This window comes from Gilliamella sp. M0320, from assembly GCF_016101635.1.
GTDB classification, from domain to species: domain Bacteria; phylum Pseudomonadota; class Gammaproteobacteria; order Enterobacterales; family Orbaceae; genus Gilliamella; species Gilliamella apis.
In genome coordinates, this window is record NZ_JACFQD010000002.1 from 167,339 (window position 1) to 188,885 (window position 21,547).

Below are 21,547 nucleotides of genomic sequence, written 5' to 3' on the forward strand. Positions count from 1 at the left end.
GAAATAATAATTTGTTTTATATTCCATGTAAGCTAGCTTAAAAGCATAATCATCAACAGAAAGCTGATAATATCACTCTTTTTTTAGATAACGAATTAATAAGAATTAAAGTGAAATAATTATTTTAATTCCGATAACCCTGGTAAACTTAATAGCATGCAATATAGCCAAAAAGACTTTTTTACCAATTAATTTAATTGTAACAATAAGTTAAACAAAAAATCAAGGTGACTAATATAGCATTATCAAGAGCTGAGATTAACAAACGTGGTAATGAAAAATGTGGTATAAAAAATAAGCTCATTAATAATTTATTTGACATATCTTCCCTCCATAAAATATGACAACATCAAATTTGTGACGGTGTAACATTTATATTTAGGATTAACTGAAATATTATTAATTAAATTTAACAGATTAATTATTCAAAATAAATTTACTATAAAATCATTTCTATCAATAGGATAACTAGCAAAATAATTCTTATAATTGCTCATAAAGTCAGTTTAATTATTACCTTGATTTTTCATTAATGATTAACTATTAAAATTTTTTTATTGTTACATCACTGTATTGTTCATAAATAAAATTAACTAAATAATGATATAATCACTTGAAATTAAAATGAAAACTTAAGAGCAAAATAACGGAATGAAAAACGATCAAATACAGCCTACTTTTTATTTTCATGATTACGAAACTTTTGGCATCAACCCTGCTTTAGATCGTCCGGCACAATTTGCTGGCATTAGAACAGATAGTGATTTTAATATTATTGAAGAACCCTTAGTCATTTATTGTCAAATAGCGCAAGACTATTTACCCAATCCTGAAGCAGTTCTTATCACTGGTATTACACCACAAAAAACAAATCAAAGTGGCTTATGTGAAGCTGAATTCACCAAATTAATCCATCAAGAATTTAACCGACCGAATACTTGTATCTTAGGTTATAACAATATCCGCTTTGATGATGAAGTGACTCGCAATATTTTGTATCGTAATTTTTATGATCCTTACTCTTATAGTTGGCGTAATGGTAATTCACGGTGGGATCTACTTGATGTCATTAGAGCATGTTATGCATTAAGACCTGAAGGTATTAACTGGCCAACAAATGATGCTGGTTTACCGAGTTTTCGTTTAGAAGATTTAACTAAAGCGAATAATATTACCCACGAGCATGCCCATGATGCAATGTCAGATGTTTATGCTACTATTGCTATGGCAAAACTTATCAAACAAGCCCAACCAAAGTTATTCAATTATTTCTTTAAATTACGTAATAAAAACAGAGTTGCCGAGCTTATTGACGTTGTAAATATGACACCTATTGTTCATGTATCAGGAATGTTAGGTAGCCATAGAGGTAATATGTCATTAGTCTGCCCTATTGCATGGCATCCAACGCAAAATAATGCAGTTATAGTCTGTGATCTAGCTGGAGATATTGATTCAATTATTGATTTACCTGTCGAGACTATTCAGGAAAAACTTTACACCAAAACAGTCGATCTTGAGTTAGACGAGCAGCGTATTCCGTTAAAACTGATTCATATAAATAAATGTCCAATTATTGCGCCATTAAGCACATTATTAGCTGATAACGCAAAACGTTTTAATTTAGATAAACAACAATGTTTAATTAATCAACAAAAACTACTGCAAAACCAAAATAAATTACAGGATAAAATGCGTGAGTTATTTAGTATCAATAATGATTATCCAGTTAACAGTGATGTTGATGCACAAATTTATGGTGGATTTTTAAATGGTCAAGATCTTTTACGTTGTGAAACTATAAGAACTACGCCAATTCATTTATTAGAAACTTTATCAATCACTTTTGATGATCCACGATTAACCACATTATTCTTTCGCTACAAAGCGAGAAATTATCCACAAACATTAACCGAACAAGAACAGCGTATTTGGCAAGATCACTGTCGAGATAAACTCAATACCATTGAGATACAAAATTATTTACAATCACTGGAACAACTTGCAGAAATTTATATACAGAAACCGGAAAAGCTTACTTTATTAAAACAGCTTTACCAATATTGTCATTATTTAGTTGGATAATTAAATTACAGGGGCGTATTATATATTTCTAGTTTTAGCTCTCCGCCCTTTCTAAACGACGGACATACCGTCAATATTTAATTTTAAGACAATTAGTGTATAAACTATGAAACATTTTTTAGCCAAACATGCAACAATTAAGCATCGACTTTATTCTTTATATTACACACTATTTAGTTATGGTCGTGGATTAATTATTTTAACTCTATGTTTATGGGCAGGTAACATAGTTTCGGCAATCTTACCAATCATGATCCCTGGTAGTATTATTGGTCTATTAATCTTGTTTTTTTTATTAGCTTTTCAACTTATACCAACGCGTTGGATCAAAAACAGTTGTAACCTCTTTATGCGCTATATGACTGTGCTATTTATTCCTGCAGCTATGGGAATCATGGATAATTATTCACTGCTTTTAGCTAATTGGCTGCCGATTATCTTCGCCAGTGTTGGCGGTTCAATTATTGTTTTATTTTTAACGGCATATCTTACTGAGCGTTTGCATAAACCAGCGCTAAAATCGGCTGATAATAAGGGGAAACAATCATGATATGGATGCTACCATTAACTGTTTTAGTTTTTCTTGTGATTCGTAAAATTTCCTTTAAAATCAAAAATCCATTATTTAATCCACTAGTGATTTCAGTTATTGTTTTAATTCCAATATTATTAATCACACAGACTAGTTATATTGAATATGTAAAAAATGTAAAAATTATTAATGATTTACTTCCATACTCGGTTGTTGCTTTAGCCTATCCTTTATATGAATTAATCCCACAAATCAAAGCCCGTTGGAAATCCATCATGATAATCACCTTTACCGCTTCAATTGCTTCTATGGTGACGGGAGTATGTATTGCATTCTGGTTAGGAGGTAGTGATGAAATTGCCGCCTCGGTACTACCAAAATCAGTTACTACTGCAATAGCGGTAACTATCGCAGAAAATCAAGGTGGTGTTCCATCTATTGCCGCATTATGTGTAATACTAGTCGGAACTTTAGGTGGAATTTTTGCTCATCAATTATTAAATTGGGCTAAAATAAAAACAGCTTCCGCCAGAGGTTTATCAATCGGTGCTGTATCACATGCTGTTGGTACTGCACGCTGTATTGAAGTAGATTATAATGAAGGAGCTTACAGCTCTTTATCACTAGTACTATGTGGTATTATGACTTCATTGACAGCACCATTTTTATTTCCAATAATGGTTTTTATTTTTGATTGGTTTTAGCATGATATTAAAAAAATTTATTGCTTATTTAATTACCTTTCTACTGTTTTTAATAGCGGTAATAATTAGTCTCGACTATTGGATAAGCTATAAAACAGCACCTTACATTTATCATGATGAAAATAAGCTCCCCTATCGAACAATTGGTGTAGTATTAGGTACATCTAAATATGTAAAAGGTGGTGGAATTAACGGTTTTTATCGCAATCGTATCGATGGCGCTATTGATCTATATTGGCAAGGAAAAGTCGATTATCTATTAGTAAGTGGTGATAATGCGCATTTAAATTATAATGAGCCAATCACGATGCAAAAGGATCTGATTAAAGCAGGTATCCCTAAAGAATCGATTGTATTAGATTATGCTGGTTTTAGAACCTTCGATTCAGTTGTTCGGGCTAATAAAGTTTTCAATGCTGATGATTTTACTATTATTACGCAAGAGTTCCATTGCGAACGAGCGATTTTTATTGCCCTTGCGCAAGATATTCAAGCACAGTGTTTTGCCGTTCCAGCACCCAAAAGTATGAAGTTAGTTCGCATAAGAGAGATGCTAGCTCGTGTTAGTGCTTTTATTGATTTATATATAATGAATCAAAAACCTAAATATCTTGGACCTATCATCCCTATTATAAATAATGATGAATAAATTAAGCTAAAATCTGTAAAAATTTTGAGGAAAGGGGTTTTTTAAGCTCTTAATACATACAAATTCGTTAAATTATCAATTAGAATTACATTTATATATTTCTTTTCTATCAATAAAAATATCAGTATAGTAAATATTTTTAATTACATCTAATTGATTTAATATAATATTATCCAATAATAAAAATTGAAAATTATATTTTTTTGCTTAAAAATTAACTTATAAAGTATTTGTCTAATATTTTAGATTGCATTTTTATGCAAAAAAAAGTAATATTTAGTCAATTAAAATTTAAACAATTTATCTAAACTAATGAATATTGAATTAAGCCATATTAACTGTTTTTATGGTACACATCAGGCATTGAACGACGTTTCTTTATGTTACCCTTTAGGTGAAACAATTGTTTTACTTGGTCAGAGCGGTGCAGGTAAAAGTTCTTTGTTGAAAGTTTTTAATTTACTTGAAATTCCTACATCAGGTGAAATGACGATTGCTGATTCGCATTTCGATTTTTCGCAAAAAATAAGTGAATCAACAATTCGAACATTACGTAAAAATGTCGGTATGGTTTTTCAAAATTACAACCTATGGCCACATTTGACCGTTTTGGAAAATTTGATTGAAGCGCCATGCCAAGTATTAAAATTATCAAAACAAGAAGCTAGTGATAAAGCTATGTCAATCTTAGCTCGTCTACAAATTGATGAAATGGCGCATCGCTACCCTCTCCATCTTTCTGGAGGCCAACAGCAACGAGTTGCTATTGCTAGAGCATTAATGATGGAGCCGAAAATTTTGTTATTTGATGAACCAACAGCGGCATTAGATCCAGCAATTACATCACAAATTGCCGAGATTATTAATGAACTGTCACAAACCGGAATTACACAAATTATTGTTACTCATGAAGTCGATTTTGCACGTAAAGTTGCTTCACAAGTGATTTACATGGAACAAGGTAAGATTATTGAACAGGGACAACTTGAGTGTTTTGCTCATCCCAAAACCGAAGAGTTTAAAGCTTATCTATCACATTAACATTAATTAAAACCAGATTGGGTGGAAATATGAAAAAAACATTACTAGCGATTTTATTTGCTGGATCTGCTTTTGCAGCTCAAGCAGCAGAAACATTAACTATTGGTACCGAAGCAACTTATGCGCCTTTCGAATTTACTAACGACAAAAATGAAATTGTTGGTTTCGATATCGATGTTATGAATAAACTTTGTGAAGAAATGAAAGTATCTTGCAAAATTGTTAACCAATCATTCGATGGTTTAATTCCTAGCCTTAAAACTCGTCGCATTGATGCAGCAATTGCAGGTATTGATGTTACTCCAGAGCGTCAAAAACAAGTTGCGTTTACTAAAATCTACTACGACGACAGCTCAATTCAATTTATTACTTTGAAAGACTCATTAACCAGTCTTGATCAATTGAAAGGTAAAAAAGTTGGTATTCAAAAAGGTACAACGTATTCAAAATACTTAAATGAAAAGTACCCTGATGTTAAAGCAGTAAGTTATGACAGCTATCAATTCGCTTTTCTAGATTTAAAAGCAAAACGTATTGATGCCATTGTTTCAAGCTCATTTGTTGCTGGAGAATGGTTAGGTAAGGATGCTGAGATTGTTGCTTTGGGTGACAAAATTACCGATCATGAATTCTTTGGTGAAGGTTTAGGTATCGCTTTACGTCAAGGAAATGATCAATTACTTGAACAATTCAACCAAGCAATTGATAAATTAAAAGCAAATGGTGAATTAGATATTATTTATAAAAAATGGTTTAGTAAATAATCTTATTTACTAAAATCTGTACGTTGAGATCTCGCCGCATACTCTGCGGCGAGTTTATTTTTTTAATTTAATTACGGTTTTTTTATGTCAGACTTTTTTGCACACGGTATCGACTGGTTACTCTCTTCTATGGATGGGTATATTTTGCCGCTAACTAAAGCAACCGCAATAACGTTATCATTAGCATTTGTATCGTTAATTGTCGGCATGTTTTTTGCGTTCATTTTTACTATTTTAGAATCAGTACCCTTCAAACCCGTTGCATGGTTAATGTCACTATTTAATTTAACTATTCGAGCGTTACCCGAATTATTAATTGTGGTGGCAATCTATACCGGTTTACCGCTGTTATTGATGGCATTAGATGATGGTTTTACCATTCCACTTGGTTTTACAACATTTACCGTAAAAATGAATATTGAAAATACTCAACCAGATCCATTTTTATGCGGTGTTTTTGCTTTATCCTTACTTTATGCCGTTTATGCATCTCAAACCTTACGTGGAGCATTTAAAGCGATACCAAGTGGACAAAAACAAGCAGCTCAAGTATTGGGACTTAGTAAATCCCGTACTTTTTTCCGCATAATAATGCCGCAAATGTGGCGCCATGCATTACCTGGTTTGAGTAATCAATGGTTAATTTTATTAAAAGATACCGCCCTTGTATCTGCAATAGCGATTGATGATTTAATGATGCAAACCAAAACAATTGTCGCAAGAACCAACCAACCTTTCTTATGGTATTTTATTGCTATGCTTGTTTATCTAGTAATATCAGTTTTAAGTCAACGCGTTATTGCTCATATTGAAAAACGCTCTACCAAATTTGAACAACCTTCATCAGCTAATAGTCAGTAAGGTCATTTTATGTCTGATAATTTTATTTACTATCTAAAAATCATTCTTCAAGGTCTACCTGATACTTTAAGTTTAAGTATCGCTGGCATATTATCAGCTGGTTTTTTAGCTATCGTTTTTTCTTGCCTTTTATCTTTAAATTCAAAGTTTTTAACTAAAACGATACGTGGTTATATTGTTATTTTTACTGGTTCACCTTTATTGGTACAACTTTTTTTAATCTATTATGGACCTTCACAATTTGGCGAAATTTTAAGTAAAGTACCCGCTTTTTATGAATTTATTTCATCGCCATGGTTTTGCGCTTATTTAGCATTAACGCTTAATAGTGCAGCTTACACTACTCAAATTTTCTATGGTGCTTTAAAAGCTGTTCCACAAGGACAATGGCAAGCATGTAGTGCATTAGGCATGAATAAAAGACAAACACTCAAAATTGTAATGCCATATGCATTAAAACGTGCACTGTCTACTTACTCTAATGAAGTTGTCTTCGTGGTTAAGGGAACCGCACTAGCATCAATGATTCCTGTTATGGATCTCATGGGATATAGTAATACACTAAATGGTGAATACTATGATTTCTCAATTTTTGTTGTTGCTGGGCTCATCTACCTCTTGATAAATGGTATTTTAAGCACCATTATGAGGATAATAGAGAAAAGAGCCCTCACCTTTGAAAATTAATATGAGCCAATTTGATTCTGTATCTTTCTTAAAAACTGTCCCACATAAACCAGGTATCTACCAAATGTTTAATGATAAAGATACCATCATTTATGTGGGAAAAGCGAAAGACCTCAATAATCGTTTAAAAAGTTACTTTAATAGTAGTAAAAAAACCATCAAAACCGATCGATTGGTGAGTCATATTCATCGAGTAGAATTTACCATCACCAATACCGAAACCGAAGCTCTTTTGCTTGAACAGACTTATATCAAAAAATATCAACCACGATATAATGTTTTACTTAAAGATGATAAAAGCTATCCGTTTATTAAATTAAGTAAAGAACGCCATCCACAATTATCTTTATACCGCGGAGCAGTTAATCGTAAAAAAGATGAGTTCTTTGGCCCTTACCCAAGTGGTTATGCAGTTAAACAAATTCTCGCATTATTACAAAAAACCTTTCCGATAAGGCAATGTCTTAATAGTACTTATCGTAATCGAACACGTCCTTGTTTGCAGTACCAAATTAAACGTTGTTTAGGCCCTTGTGTACCTGGTTTAGTCAGCGACGAAGATTATAACGAACAAGTGAATTATGTTAGGTTATTTTTATCTGGACAGTCAGATGAAATCTTAAAAAAAATTACCGCTGATATGTTAAAAGCCAGTAGTGAGCTTAATTTTGAAAAAGCAGCAGCGTTGCGTGATCAGTTACAAGCAATCAAACACATTAATGAAAAACAAGCTATCTACAATAATAATGATAATTTGGATGTAATCGGTTTTCATTATGAACTCGGCTTAGCTTGTATTTATGTGCTTTTTATCCGTAATGGTCAAACATTTGGTCATCGTTCTTATTTTCCTAAAGTACCGTCTAATACTGAACTTGAAGAAGTTATCGAGACATTTTTAGGGCAATTTTATCTACAAGGTAATCAAAATAGGAATATCCCAAAGAAAATTCTTCTGAATTTTTCGTTGTCCGATAAACAAGCAATGGAAGAGACGTTATCTATTGTTGCTGAACATCAAGTTAAATTAGTTGATGAACCGAAAGGTGATAATCTTAAATTATTAAATATTGCGACCGTTAATGCTCAAACGGAAGTTAAAAATAAATTACTTGAAAACTCAACCATTAAACAAAGATATGATGCTTTAAAAGCTTTTTTGGGGATTGAGAAAATCAATAGAATGGAATGTTTTGATATCAGCCATTTTATGGGCAAAAACACTATCGCCTCTTGTGTTGTGTTTGATGATAAAGGACCAGTTAAATCTGAATTCCGTCGTTATAATATTACTGGTATCACACCTGGTGATGACTATGCAGCAATGGAACAGGTATTGACTCGTCGTTATAGTAAAAAAGATCTTCCTGAAGACAAAATCCCTGATATTATCTTTATTGATGGTGGAAAAGGTCAACTTAATCAAGCTTTACAAGTATTTGAGAAGTTACAAGTAAACTGGGATAAACATCATCCTATTTTAATCGGGGTGGCTAAAGGTGCTGAGCGTAAAGAAGGTTTAGAAACACTCTTCTTTGAAGCTCATGGCAAAGGTTATTATTTAGATGATCATTCCCCTGCTCTATTATTAATTCAACAAATCCGTAACGCATCACATGACCATGCGATTGTAGGTCAGCGTAAAAAAGGTGTTAAACAATTAACTGATAGTGCGTTAGAGCATATAGAAGGCGTTGGCGGAAAAAGACGCCAAGCATTATTAAAACATTTTGGCGGGCTTAGAGAGCTAAAAAATGCTAGTATAGATGAAATAGCCCAAGTACAAGGCATCTCCAAATCGTTAGCTGAAAAAATTTATCTAAATTTACAGCAATAACACATTGAAAAATTAACATTTTTCAGGCAACATAATCAGTAAGAAAACACTGTTTTTTTAATTATCACTAACCAATTGATTAATAAAACAAAATGAGCTAATGTCACATGAAAATCAACTTACCTACATTCTTAACATTATTTCGAGTAATACTTATTCCTTTTTTTGTGTTGGCATTCTATTTATTTCCTCATGAATGGTCTGGCTTTTTTTCGGCATTATTATTCTTAATTGCCGCAGTTACAGATGTTTTTGATGGTTACCTCGCCCGTCGATTAGGTCAAACTACCAAATTTGGCGCCTTTTTAGATCCTGTTGCCGATAAAATAATGGTGACGATCGCATTGGTACTTATCACTCAGTATTATCAAGCGTGGTGGATTTCTATTCCGGCTATCATCATCGTTTCTCGAGAAATCATTATTTCTGCATTAAGAGAGTGGATGGCTGAAATTGGCAAACGCAATAATGTTGCGGTATCTTCAATTGGTAAAATTAAAACTATTGCCCAAATGACAGCGTTAACTTGGTTACTTTGGCGTCCTTGCGATCTGGTTATATATGCAGGTCTGGCAGCCCTACTTATTGCAACTATCTTAACTTTATTATCTATGTTGCAATATCTTTGGATCGCGCAAAGTGATTTATTAGACGAAGATTAAACATATTTATGAAATATCGCAGATATTATCTGTGTAATCTCTTAATAATCAAGTTAGCTAAATAATTTTGTAAAAATAGACAAAATAGCTTAATTTAACGACTAATCAGTCAAACATTGAGCAATCAAACCATTAATTTGAAATTTTTATTGACTGAAATGATAAGATAGGTAAAATGCACAGCATCCAAAACGCAGTTACCTTTCGGAACTAAGTTTTGAGCCCGGGTGGTGAAATCGGTAGACACAAGGGATTTAAAATCCCTCGGCCTTTTTGGCCGTGCGAGTTCAAGTCTCGCCCCGGGCACCATTTAAAACACTTCTCATGCGGGAATAGCTCAGTTGGTAGAGCGCAACCTTGCCAAGGTTGAGGTCGCGAGTTCGAACCTCGTTTCCCGCTCCAATAGAATTATCCCGTATAGTACGTTAAAGTCCATAAAGTTCGGAGTTTGAAAGTGATTTAACTGTTTTACTTTCCAGTATAGAACAAAGTAATCCAGAGTCATCCAAGATTTTTTCATGAAATGAATTCCTCATAAACAATGGCTGCATAATGAAGCACCTATTATTTCAATTTCTTAAGATATTTTTCATTCAAACTTTGAAGTGTCGGTAGCACAAACACGGAGTCGATGACCATCGGGATCATTTCCTACAAATGTGTATCCGAAATCGAGCATTTGAGGTTCAAGTTCAATTTTGACGTTTAGTTCCTTCCATGTCGCATAAATCTCATCAACATCATTTTTTGTTACATCACTAAATGACAACTCAAAACCACCATAATGATTCGGTGCCTTTGGAGTTATTTCATCAGCACCTTGTAGCCCCAAAATAAAATTATCATTCAATAAAAATACAGCGAAACCAGGATAAGTTTCAATAGGTGGGCGCCCTAGTATTTTTGTGTAAAATTCAGTACTAGTATCGACATCTTTGACATAAACAATAACGCTATTAGGTTTAAACATTTTTTGTTTCCTCTTAGTGATAAAAATTAATTTAGTTAATTTTTGTTATCTATATTATGATGTAGCATTGATGACAACCGTATGTCATATTTAAAATTTAATGTAAATTATTTTGTAAACATAAAGCATGAAAATTAATCGTATAATTACTATCATAATGGTATTGCTTCAAAGAGAAAAAATAAGCGGTAAAGAATTAGCAGAAAAATTAAATGTATCATTGCGTACTATTTATCGAGATATACAAGTTATTGAGGGAGCAGGAATACCCATTATTACATATCAAGGAAGTGCGGGCGGAATAAGTATTTTAAAAAATTATAAAGTTAATACAAGTTTATTCACTAAAGAAGATGTCATTGTTTTATTAAAAGGCCTCAACTTGTTATCCTCACCGGTTATAAAAGAAAGTGAAAATTTAAGAACTTTTGAAAAAATTAAGAGTTTTTTATCAGAACAAGAACTTGATGAAGAAGTTACAAATAATTTAAATCAACTAATTGTTGATTTATCACCTTGGTTTTCTAAGCAAAATATTAATAAAAAAATTTCCATTATAAGACTGGCACTTAATGAGCAACTACTTTTATCGTTTAATTATTTGGGGGTTAAAAATAAACAAACCTCGCGTTTGATTGAGCCATATAAACTTATTTTTAAGGAAAAACAATGGTATTTACAAGCTTTTTGCCTAGATAGAAATGATTTTCGTATATTTAAATTGTCAAAAATGTCAAACATTAGAGAAACTAATACTAAATTTATTAGTCAGACTGTTCCTGAAGTATTTTCTTTATTTGAAAAGGATATGAAAAAAAAGATTTTTAAAATAAAATTACTAATAGATGAATCTCTTTTGGATCGCATTTTAGATTTTTGTGACGAAAAAGATATTAAGAAATTAAACGAACAACAATATCTTGTAAATTTTAACTTTATTGATGATGACTACAGTTATGGAATTTTGCTGAGCTTAGGTCATAAATGTATTTGTTTAGAGCCTGAGCATATACGTCACGAAATGGTTGAACGCGCGGAAAAATTATTTAAATCTTATAAAAACGCTGCCAATTCATTTATGTCAAATTATTCTATCAAATGACTTGTCAATGAATAGCCTCATACCATTAAATGATAAGGCAAGGTCTAGTAAATAAGTTGTTATTGTAATTTGAGTCCGTGGAAGTCCATAACAATCCATAAAGTACCACAAAAAACTATTCCAAAAATTAGTCCTGAAGGTTAGCGAAAGCAATATTAGTGTCTGGATAAATTTTTTATATACAATAGGTTATGAAACTGGATTCGAACCTCGTTTCCCGCTCCAATTCATAATGTATAAAACTGTACTAAATATACATCTTAATATTTTTTATTAATATATGTCCGTTAGAACAGCAAAGGAAGTGAATATATCATTATCTTGATCCAAGTAAACAAATTCTACAAGAAAACGCCTTAATAAATTAAGGCTATTCCCCAAATAATACATTTATTTCGATTCAAAAGCACTCTCGCGTATTCGAATAGTGTTGGTGATTTCACGCCAAATGACCATCAATTGCTCTTCAGTATATCCTTGTGTTTTGTCTTCGGGAACTCTATAGGTCATTTCTACGCGTAATCGTGGCGTTTTATAGGTTGGATCGGTAATATGAATACCTAAGGTAAATATATAGTCTGTATAATTATTATTAACACCTTGGGGCTCTTCAAAATACTTGCCTTTGACAACCCACTCTTCCAGTTTCAAGCCATGGCTTTCACGGGTTCCTTTATAGATGGTATGTCCGCTACCTTGTGTAAAATAAGCTTCGGGCTTATCAAGTAATGCATAGTCATCGGCAAAATCATTAAATTCAAAATAGAATGAAAAATAGTCATTACTATTATCGTGCCGATAGCCATAATTCATATCTTTCCATTCGCGATCCTCTCCCTGCATAAAACTGTTAAACATACAAAAACCTGGCGTGGTTGGGATAGTCAAGTCATCGCGCGGCTTAATCCGGTCAAAAAGTTTACGTAGCTCAATTAATTTTTGAGGGACATTATTCGCATAAGATTCTGGATCTTTTATCCTATCTTTAGCATATAATTCCCCAGAGCCATTACGTGCTTTCATCTCAATTTTTAAGGTCACTTCATCTTGCCAGCGATAACCTTCTAAAACTCTAAGTACATCACGCATTCCTGGTTTTACCATTCGTTCAAAAATAATACCTTGCATTTTATCAGGATTATTTGTCTGTACTTTATATACCTGTTTTAGATATTTACCATTGATTTGGTCAATAGGCTTAGTACTTTCTAGATCCTGCTTGCGCAGGGCAATCATCTGTTTAAATGGTCGTAAATACTGCTGTTTGGTAGTAATGGTAATATCACCACTACTTTTGTAATAAAAGATCCCCTCTTTATAAGCTTTAAATTCAACGGGCAGTTCGATTAAATAAGTACCAATACAGCGTGTGGGGGAGTTTGAAATTAACGAAGTCACCGACTGCTGCTCTTTTGATGGTAATGTAATCCTTCGAATATCCTTGTTAAATGCCTGACAACTACTCAATACGGTCAATGCCAAAACTCCAACCATCAAACCGCCATGAAGTGTATTCAATTTAGTAAACCTAATCATTCAGAATTACCTCCTGCATCATATCGACAATCGCCCTAACGGATACAGCTTGTACGCCAAGCAAAGCCCCACGAAATCGTTTTTTCACCTCATAATCAGTTAGAACTTTAGTTGACATTTAATCTCTCTACAGCTTCAACAACAATAAAATTTAGATATTTTGCTATCATTATATCCATTGTGTAAATTTACGTTTAACAGCCACAATTGACTTCAAGACCGCTTTGAGATTCGTCCCCTTCTGTTACATAACCATCTCGTTTCCACCAATCAAGACCACCTATTAATTCTTTTTCTTTAAATCCTAGCGTTAAAAGTTTAAGCGCAGCTTTAGTTGAGGCATTACAGCCAATACCGTCACAATAACAAATATAAATTTTATGTTTATCTAAATGGTCGGTTGTATGAAATGACATATCTTTATGCCATAAATTTACGGCTCCTGATATATGTTCCTTTTTATATGCTTGAGGAGATCGAGCATCAATGATGGTTATATTTTCTTGCTTTATAATGGACGTATATAAATCTGCTGAATCTAATTCAAAAGATAATTTTGCTTGATAATGACACATTTGCTCGATACTCATAAAAACTTCTTTTAAAATTTAAACTCAAAGAATATTTCCTAACATATAAGCTAATCGATTAATTATCATATCAATATTAATTATATTTTCAATTAACTATTTATAACGCAAATATAAACTGTATTGATTAAATTAGCGTAATTTTGTAGATCTATGTCTATTTTTTATTATTTTACCTAACAACGATCATTATTCCTTATAAAGAACCTAGATAAAACGGCAATTTATTGCCACCAAACAATCTAATCATCTTAATGTGTGAATTTGGTAGCTTTGATGATCATTAATTCTCCTTTTTTAAGGATAAATTAAAGTAAAAATGACGTCTTTTTAAACAACAAGTCATAATTATATATATTCTTAATCCTTTTAAAGGCGATACTTACAGCTTTCCCTTAATAACGCTTTTTTTGGTGAAGATTGTAAATTAACTGGAAAGTATTAAATAAATGGTAGTGAATTAATAAGTTTAAATAATGAATAACGACTAGCGTTCATTTTTTTGATAATAATATTTACCCAAAATCTCTGTTAGCCAATCAAATACTTTTAGCACATGAGGTGACGTAATAGTACGTTGAGGGCGATATAAATACATTTGCCAGCGTTTGCGAGGGATATCAGGAAACAATTCAACTAAATCACCATTTGCAAGGTGTTTATTGCACATGTAATCGGCAACCAGTGAACAAGTCATTCCTGCCAGTACAGCCGCTAGCTCACTATAGGGATCGTCAGTGACAAAGCGTTGTTGTTTGGGAAATAAATGTAATTCATCATTCACTGGCCATCCCCAGGAACGTCCAGTATCAACATTAATCAGGTTACTTACCGGAAAACGTTTTTGTAGATCGTTTAAATCTTTTGGCTGACCAAGTTTAGCTAATAATTTTGGCGAAATAACAAATTTATCCTGCATCTCACTAATTTTACGAACAATCATCAGTGGATCGGGTTCAAAACTAACTCTTAATCCAATATCAATTTGATTTTCAATTAGATGCAACTTAGCAAAGTCGACTCGCCAATCTATACGTAATCTTGGATAATCGGCACACTTCTTTACCAATTCAGCTAAAATAGCATCATTTTCAGGCAGTCTAAGGACAGCAATACGAACTACTCCACTCATATCACTTTGTTTTTGTTTGGCATTAGCAAATAGTTTTTCACCTTCTTGCAAATATTGTTGTGCCTGTGGTAAAAAATGTTCACCGAACTCGGTAAGTTGCATATTACGAGTATTGCGTAGAAAAAGTAGTGTACCCAACTCATCCTCTAGCTCTGCAATCACTCGTGTGACCACTTGGGGAGACACCGACATCCGCACTGCTGTCTCACGAAACTGCAAAGTTTCAGCAGCGATACAGAAATACTTCAAGGCATCTAAACGATTAAGCATAATTATTCCTAATTCGAGAATTATTAATTCGTAATTTATTCATTGTAGCAGAGTAATTTATTAATAATAATAGATAATAAGATTAAAAAGCACTCATCACTAACAACATCTACGATGGTATTTCTTAATAAATTTGCCTATTAGGCATTATTTGAAAGCCTTTTTTATCGTTGAAATGTTTTACAAATAGCTATTGCTAAGGTGTTGCTTTCTTTATAGGCATCTCTAAGGCTATCGCCAACTCTGAATCTGTCATTAATATAGGAGCTAATACAATGCAACTTACACAAGAGTGGGATAAAACTTTCCCTAAAAGCGATAAAGTCGATCATCGTAAAGTGACTTTTAAAAATCGCTATGGGATTATGCTCGTAGGTGATCTATATATACCCAAAAACATAGGCGACCTAAAACTTGCTGCTATTATTTTAAGTGGTCCATTTGGTGCCGTTAAAGAGCAATCATCTGGTTTACATGCTCAAACTTTAGCAGAGTGTGGCTTCGTTACATTGGCGTTTGACCCTTCTTTTACGGGTGAAAGCGGTGGTGAAGTCCGCAATACCGCATCTCCAGATATCAATACTGAAGATTTTAGTGCAGCGATTGATTATATCGGATTACAACCTTTTGTTGATCGCGACAAGATTGGTGCGCTAGCTATTTGTGGTCTGGCGGGTATGGTACTAACAGCAGCTTCAAGCGACACCCGTATTAAGGCCGTAGCGACTACAGCTATGTATGACATGTCACGGAGTATGAGTAAGGGGTATCAAGATTATTATACGCCAGAACAACGGCAAAAAGTGGTCGATTATTTAAGTCTGCAACGTTGGGTTGATGCTGAAAGTGGCACATATTCGCTAGGTTTACATGAAGTGCCATTTGATAACAACGGCAATATTATTAAGTCTGATAAGATTTTGCCTGATGTATTGCCAGCTGGATCTGATCCGATATCAAAAATATTTTTTGATTATTATAAAACATCGCGTGGATTTCATCCTAGATCTGTTAATTCAACAACGGCTTGGTCAGCAACGATGCCCATGTCATTCTTCAATTTCCCCTTAATGACGAATATTAAACAAATCTCTCCGCGTCCTATTTTATTAGTTACCGGTAGTAAAGCACATTCACGTTACTATTCAGAAGATGTTTACCAAGCTGCTGCGGAACCTAAAGAATTAGTCGTCATTGCTGATGCCAATCATGTTGATTTATATGACAACTTTGACAAAATTCCATTTGATAAATTTGTGCAGTTTTTTAAAAATAACTTGAAATAACAGTCTAGTTAGGAACTCGATCCTAACTTGAAACTAATGTCTATCTGAACTATTTTAAATACTTATAATCAGAAACGTATTTTTATATTTCAATTTATATTTTTTTAGAAAACAAAGGAGCAAAAATGACTATCCGTCCCGTAGAAAATAAAAAAGTTTACCGACTGCTTAATCATGGACCAACTGTAATGGTTTCTGCTAAGCATAACAATATAGAAAACGTAATGTCTGCATCATGGGTATGTCCATTAGACTCGTTTCCTGCCAAAGTTACCGCTGTCATTGATAAAAATTCTTATACCCGCCAGTTAATTGAACAAAGTGGATTGTTTGCTATACAAATACCTGTCGCCAAACAAGCTGAAACAGTCATTAAGGTTGGTACCCAAAGTTATTTCACTCACCCTAATAAATTAATTGATAGCAATGTCAAATTATTCTATCAAGATGGTTTTGACGTGCCACTAGTGAATGATTGTGCAGCTTGGTTGATTTGCCGACTTATTCCCGAACCGCATAATGAATCGGTATACGATTTACTGATTGGCGAAGTTATCTGTGCATGGGCCGACGATCGAGTCTTTGCAGACGGTCATTGGCGATTTGATAACGTTACCGACGAGATGAAAACACTGCATTATGTAGCCGGTAAACAATTTTATATAACTGGAAAAGGACTAATTGTAGACGATGATTCTTGATATTTCTACACTATTATTCAAAAATAAAAAGGGTTAGTATGACAATTACAACAAATCAGGCAAACAACCGTCTATTATTAATTTTGACCCTTGGAGTTTTCGGTATTTTAAATACTGAAATGGGAGTCGTAGGAATTGTGCCCATCATTGCCGAACATTTTAATATCAGTGTTCCTGATGCTGGTTGGATGATTAGTTTGTTTGCTTTGGTTATTGCTTCTACTGCGCCGTTAGTACCGCTATTTTTCTCCCAAATCAATCGTAAAATTACTATGGTATTAGCACTATCAGTATTTGTGATAAGCAATATCGTTTCCATATTTGCTGATAGTTATGCTATACAATTAGTCTTTCGGGCTATTCCTGCCATTTTTCATCCAGTATATATTACTATTGCTTTTACTACTGCTGCTGTTTCGGTAAAGCAAGAAGATATACCGAAAGCGGTGGCGAGATTGTTTGTTGGTGTGTCAGCCGGCATGGTACTCGGCGTTCCTGTAACCAGTTTTATTGCCGATGAATGGGGTTTTAGTATGGCAATGGTATTTTTTACGGCTGTGAATATTATTGTATTGTTAGCAACCCTATTATTTATTCCTTCTATGCCAGTAAATAACAAATTAACTTATGGAAAACAGCTTGGCGTTTTAAAAAAAACTGTTTTGTGGATCTCGGTTATTGCCGCTATTCTTATGAACGCGGTTATGTTTGGTTTTTATAGCTACCTTTCTGATTATTTACATTCGGTGACGTTATTGTCCTTCAAAATTATAAGCGTGTTGTTATTTGCTTATGGTATGACCAATATTATTGGTAATATTTTGGCGGGTAGACTTTTATCAAGAAAGCCACATTCAACATTGATTATGATGCCGATACTGCTTGTGGGATTGTATATCCTCCTATTTGTGCTAGGTACCTATGCTTTTGCCATAACCGTTATTCTATTATTACTTGGATTGTGTGTAGGCATTGCTAACAATGGTAATCAATTTATGGTTAGTACGTCAGCGCCAGACGCTCCCGAGTTTGCTAACGGCTTGTTCTTAACCGCTGCGAATCTTGGCACAACTTTAGGAACATTTGTTTGTGGGCTAATTATTTCAGGATGGGGAACTCAATACACGGTATTAGGCGCTGCACTCTTTGCCGCATTAGGGTTTATTGGAATTGTGATAAGAAATCGTGTATTCATAATAACCAACACCGAAAAAAGAACTTAATGTCTATCCTATACTATAGACGATCACTTTAAGTGAGTACACTGAAAGTAATACCTCATAATCTTTGATAGGTAGAAATGTTCTCTAAAGGGGAAATATCTATTTCTAACAACGCTAAAGAACATGCTGCTCCAATAATAATTCCCCCATTTTGAAAAAGCCTTATCAAGCTTCCTATCGTGGATTGTTTATCTTTTTTTTGCTCCATCGCTATCTGAATTAATGAACTTTGAAACAGTCCGCCACCTAATCCGTAGCACATAGCAGCTATAACATAATTAAAGACTGAAATATTAAAACTAACCAAGAAAAGCAAGGCAAAAGCAGATAACATAAGCGGTAAAGCATAAATTAGTATAATTTTTTTATAATTTGGATTTATTACTTTTTTGACAAACACACTTAAAATAACGCCAATGGGTGAAGCAGTACAAATTAATCCTATTTCGTCAATAGGATAGCTAGTTTCTCTAGTAAATATGATAGGTGATGCTGAAAAAATAATGCCCGCGGTCAGTCCAAAAATCAAACTGCCAATTGAAATGTATCTAATTGACGAAATTGATAATAATTTGACAGGGAAAAAAGGATTGGAGTGTTTTGATTCAATCTTCCAAAAAAATAAAAATATGATCAAAGTAGAAAAACCGATGAAGCTTGTTTCAACCGACGATAGGTTTATATTATTAGAATAAATGAGAGAAACACAACCGACTAACATTATGAAAAATAGTATCATTCCTTTTAAATCGAAAGTCTCTTCATTTACTAAGATTACTGATTTATTTATTCTCAAACAAAAAAAACAACCCACAATACACAAGGGAACATTAATTAGAAACAAGAATTGCCACCCCCATAATTTTAAAATAATACCTCCAAAAGAAGGTCCTAAAATTGGTCCTAAACTTATCGCCAACATTATGAAAGAATTTAATTTTATTTTTTGTTTGCTTGATTGTAAACCAGCCAATCCCAGACAATTTGCTTGCAATAATGCGGCACCTATTCCTTGTCCACATCTAGATAAAATAAGCTGATTAGCAGAATCTGAAAATCCAGCAATCATTGAGGTTAGACCAAAAAGCAAGAAGCCTACTATTAATGCTATTTTTTGCCCTAAAAAGTCACCAAGCCAACCGCTAGGAACTAGAAAAATAATTAGCAATAATAAATATAAAGTAATTGATAATCCGATATATTCTAAAGAAACATCAAAATCGACTGAAAAGGAATTTAACGCTAAGTTTATAATCCCAGTATCTAATGTTGATAAAAATAATCCTAAAAAACATATAATATAAATAGAATACATTGGTTTAGTACTATTAACTGCTTGAGTCATTTAAAGGTCTCACCTTACTAAAATTTCGCTTTTAACTGACTACCTACAGAAAAAAGTGAATGCAAAAGTAACCAACCATTAGAATAGAAGTTGCAAAAATGAAATATTTTTTTTCATAGAGTTTCATGTACTTTCTTTTTGTGTTGGTGAAAATATCCAATTAGCTTATTTACTTTTTATAAATTATGTTTAAAAAGAAATTTAAACAAATTAGCAAAAAAGCTTATATTAATATGCTTTGCTTAGTTGGTTGCCAATTGAATAATAACTAAAAATGCCATTGACTTTTTTTGGAGATTCTAAAAAGTGAGTAAATTATATTGTGAGGATTTAATACGATTTTCGGATGCAATGTCTGACGTCAGTAGAATTATGATTATTACGGAATTAATGAATGGTAGAGCGCTTTCAGCCTCATGGTTAGCAAATCGACTGAATTTATCACCACAAGCTACTCGGTTTCATTTAAAAAAATTAGAAGATGTTGCACTTATCCATCACAGAGTATGTGGTAAACACCACTACTATGAAATAAAAAATCAAGATACAGCAATGTTTATTGAATCAACGTTTAACATTATTCCGCCAAATGATTGTTTATTTTTATCCAACTCTAAAACTAAAGAAAAATTTAAAGAGGCAAGAACATGTTATAAACATTTAGCTGGCTCATGGTCTGTAGCACTTACCCAATCATTTATTAATAATGAATTTATTGTTATACAAGACAATTTTTTTGTGGTTACTGAAAAAGGTAAACTCTTTTTTAATGAACATAAGTTATTATTTAACACATCTAACACAGCTTGTGTTGGCAAGCGCTGTATAGATTTTACTGAACATCGGGATCATATTGGTGGTCCATTAGGGACTTTATTGCTTCAATCAATGCTACAACAAGAATGGTTTAAACAAAATGATAATAATCGTGGATTGACAATTACGCCAAAAGGAAGGAAAAATTTAAATCTGTTATTAATTGATAAATAGGAAATTTACAATAAATATTAATTAATACCACCGCTAAAAAATCTCTGATATCATGCTAACACATTGATTAACATAAAATTATAAATTATCATTATAATTAAATACAGCCTTATGCAATAATTTTAGCAACTGACGCTTTAGCAGTATTAATCTTTAGCAGTTTTCCATCTTAACCATATAATGATGTAATTCTGGAATTAACGATGGCATGAGGTTGGTCATATGCTCTAGATAGGTTGTGTTTGCTAAATGAAAAAATAAAATGACCAATAAAACTAATAAATAATCATTAACTGAATAAATAAAAGTAATCGTAAATAAAAACAATATCATCAAAAATTGTGCAACCAACAGCCAATTCTGATAATAGCCTGACGATGTTTTTAAATATTTATCAATAAACGGCGCCCATAACACCTTAAAAGTAATTGAGAAAGACATGAGTAGAATAAGGCTTAATTTATCCAGCGCAGTAACGTTATTATATAAAACTAAAATCAAAGCAACCGACAAAAAGGTTATGCCAAGAGACTGCGTGGAATATAAATTAAAAAATAAAAAACAAATCTGTTTGGGGATA

21 protein-coding genes and 2 tRNA genes are annotated in these 21,547 nt (G+C 32.9%); 17 read left to right on the forward strand and 6 right to left on the reverse strand.

The window, feature by feature from the left end; translation table 11 throughout:
• Positions 1–651: 651 nt before the first annotated feature.
• The 12 genes from sbcB (at position 652) to H3T83_RS03345 (ending at position 10,224) form a co-directional block, all read left to right on the forward strand.
• Entirely contained in the window at positions 652–2,085 is a 1,434-nt protein-coding gene (gene sbcB, locus H3T83_RS03290; RefSeq protein ID WP_198215088.1) for an exodeoxyribonuclease I, read from the forward strand.
• 106 nt (positions 2,086–2,191) lie between these two features.
• Positions 2,192–2,635, forward strand: coding sequence for a CidA/LrgA family protein (locus tag H3T83_RS03295; RefSeq protein WP_198198185.1), 444 nt, complete (start codon positions 2,192–2,194; stop codon positions 2,633–2,635).
• Complete coding sequence (locus H3T83_RS03300) at positions 2,632–3,321, forward strand: CidB/LrgB family autolysis modulator (protein WP_198215089.1); 690 nt, start codon at positions 2,632–2,634, stop codon at positions 3,319–3,321. The genes H3T83_RS03295 and H3T83_RS03300 overlap by 4 nt, the downstream gene beginning before the upstream one ends.
• Before the next feature lies 1 nt (position 3,322).
• A complete protein-coding gene (locus H3T83_RS03305; RefSeq protein ID WP_086360683.1) occupies positions 3,323–3,970 on the forward strand; it encodes a vancomycin high temperature exclusion protein in 648 nt (215 codons plus the stop codon).
• Positions 3,971–4,282: 312 nt separating this feature from the next.
• Entirely contained in the window at positions 4,283–5,011 is a 729-nt protein-coding gene (artP, locus tag H3T83_RS03310) for an arginine ABC transporter ATP-binding protein ArtP (protein ID WP_065578769.1), read from the forward strand.
• A gap of 29 nt (positions 5,012–5,040) precedes the next feature.
• Positions 5,041–5,775 carry a transporter substrate-binding domain-containing protein gene (locus tag H3T83_RS03315; protein WP_086362507.1) on the forward strand — a complete coding sequence of 245 codons (735 nt, stop codon included), beginning with the start codon at positions 5,041–5,043 and terminating at the stop codon, positions 5,773–5,775.
• 84 nt (positions 5,776–5,859) lie between these two features.
• A complete protein-coding gene (artQ, locus tag H3T83_RS03320; RefSeq protein WP_208595729.1) occupies positions 5,860–6,636 on the forward strand; it encodes an arginine ABC transporter permease ArtQ in 777 nt (258 codons plus the stop codon).
• Positions 6,637–6,645: 9 nt separating this feature from the next.
• Positions 6,646–7,323 (forward strand): arginine ABC transporter permease ArtM, encoded by a 678-nt coding sequence (gene artM, locus H3T83_RS03325; RefSeq protein ID WP_065578772.1) that lies wholly within the window; start codon positions 6,646–6,648, stop codon positions 7,321–7,323.
• A 1-nt stretch (position 7,324) separates the two neighbouring features.
• Entirely contained in the window at positions 7,325–9,160 is a 1,836-nt protein-coding gene (gene uvrC / locus H3T83_RS03330) for an excinuclease ABC subunit UvrC (RefSeq protein WP_065613463.1), read from the forward strand.
• Positions 9,161–9,267: 107 nt separating this feature from the next.
• A complete protein-coding gene (gene pgsA, locus H3T83_RS03335; RefSeq protein WP_198215090.1) occupies positions 9,268–9,822 on the forward strand; it encodes a CDP-diacylglycerol--glycerol-3-phosphate 3-phosphatidyltransferase in 555 nt (184 codons plus the stop codon).
• Between the two features lie 221 nt (positions 9,823–10,043).
• Positions 10,044–10,131: transfer RNA gene (locus tag H3T83_RS03340), tRNA-Leu, on the forward strand.
• Between the two features lie 17 nt (positions 10,132–10,148).
• A tRNA-Gly gene (locus tag H3T83_RS03345) sits at positions 10,149–10,224 on the forward strand.
• Between the two features lie 187 nt (positions 10,225–10,411).
• On the opposite strand, the gene H3T83_RS03350 is transcribed toward H3T83_RS03345, so the two are convergent.
• Positions 10,412–10,792 carry a VOC family protein gene (locus H3T83_RS03350; RefSeq protein ID WP_065580414.1) on the reverse strand — a complete coding sequence of 127 codons (381 nt, stop codon included), beginning with the start codon at positions 10,790–10,792 and terminating at the stop codon, positions 10,412–10,414.
• A 127-nt stretch (positions 10,793–10,919) separates the two neighbouring features.
• On the opposite strand from H3T83_RS03350, the gene H3T83_RS03355 reads away from it, so the two are divergent.
• Positions 10,920–11,894 (forward strand): YafY family protein, encoded by a 975-nt coding sequence (locus tag H3T83_RS03355; RefSeq protein ID WP_086360682.1) that lies wholly within the window; start codon positions 10,920–10,922, stop codon positions 11,892–11,894.
• A 390-nt stretch (positions 11,895–12,284) separates the two neighbouring features.
• Here H3T83_RS03355 and H3T83_RS03360 read toward each other — a convergent pair whose 3' ends face one another.
• From H3T83_RS03360 to H3T83_RS03370, 3 genes are all read right to left on the reverse strand, one after another.
• A complete protein-coding gene (locus tag H3T83_RS03360) occupies positions 12,285–13,430 on the reverse strand; it encodes a T6SS immunity protein Tli4 family protein (protein WP_198215091.1) in 1,146 nt (381 codons plus the stop codon).
• A gap of 194 nt (positions 13,431–13,624) precedes the next feature.
• On the reverse strand, positions 13,625–14,020 hold the full coding sequence (locus H3T83_RS03365; RefSeq protein WP_198215092.1) for a rhodanese-like domain-containing protein: 396 nt from the start codon (positions 14,018–14,020) through the stop codon (positions 13,625–13,627).
• Positions 14,021–14,507: 487 nt separating this feature from the next.
• Positions 14,508–15,422, reverse strand: coding sequence for a LysR family transcriptional regulator (locus tag H3T83_RS03370; protein WP_144187836.1), 915 nt, complete (start codon positions 15,420–15,422; stop codon positions 14,508–14,510).
• A gap of 275 nt (positions 15,423–15,697) precedes the next feature.
• Here H3T83_RS03370 and H3T83_RS03375 point away from each other — a divergent pair, with 275 nt between their 5' ends.
• The 3 genes from H3T83_RS03375 (at position 15,698) to H3T83_RS03385 (ending at position 18,632) form a co-directional block, all read left to right on the forward strand.
• Positions 15,698–16,708: an alpha/beta hydrolase gene (locus H3T83_RS03375; protein WP_198215093.1), complete on the forward strand. Its 1,011-nt coding sequence runs from the start codon at positions 15,698–15,700 to the stop codon at positions 16,706–16,708.
• A gap of 125 nt (positions 16,709–16,833) precedes the next feature.
• Positions 16,834–17,409, forward strand: coding sequence for a flavin reductase family protein (locus H3T83_RS03380; RefSeq protein ID WP_144187840.1), 576 nt, complete (start codon positions 16,834–16,836; stop codon positions 17,407–17,409).
• Positions 17,410–17,447: 38 nt separating this feature from the next.
• Positions 17,448–18,632, forward strand: coding sequence for an MFS transporter (locus H3T83_RS03385; RefSeq protein ID WP_198215094.1), 1,185 nt, complete (start codon positions 17,448–17,450; stop codon positions 18,630–18,632).
• Positions 18,633–18,687: 55 nt separating this feature from the next.
• Here H3T83_RS03385 and H3T83_RS03390 read toward each other — a convergent pair whose 3' ends face one another.
• The gene (locus tag H3T83_RS03390; RefSeq protein ID WP_198215095.1) at positions 18,688–19,977 is read right to left on the reverse strand and encodes an MFS transporter; all 1,290 of its coding nucleotides are present in this window, start codon (positions 19,975–19,977) and stop codon (positions 18,688–18,690) included.
• Between the two features lie 306 nt (positions 19,978–20,283).
• Between H3T83_RS03390 and H3T83_RS03395 the strand changes: the two genes are divergently transcribed.
• Positions 20,284–20,967 (forward strand): helix-turn-helix transcriptional regulator, encoded by a 684-nt coding sequence (locus H3T83_RS03395; RefSeq protein ID WP_144187846.1) that lies wholly within the window; start codon positions 20,284–20,286, stop codon positions 20,965–20,967.
• A gap of 153 nt (positions 20,968–21,120) precedes the next feature.
• On the opposite strand, the gene H3T83_RS03400 is transcribed toward H3T83_RS03395, so the two are convergent.
• Positions 21,121–21,468: a hypothetical protein gene (locus H3T83_RS03400; protein WP_198215096.1), complete on the reverse strand. Its 348-nt coding sequence runs from the start codon at positions 21,466–21,468 to the stop codon at positions 21,121–21,123.
• Positions 21,469–21,547: the final 79 nt, after the last annotated feature.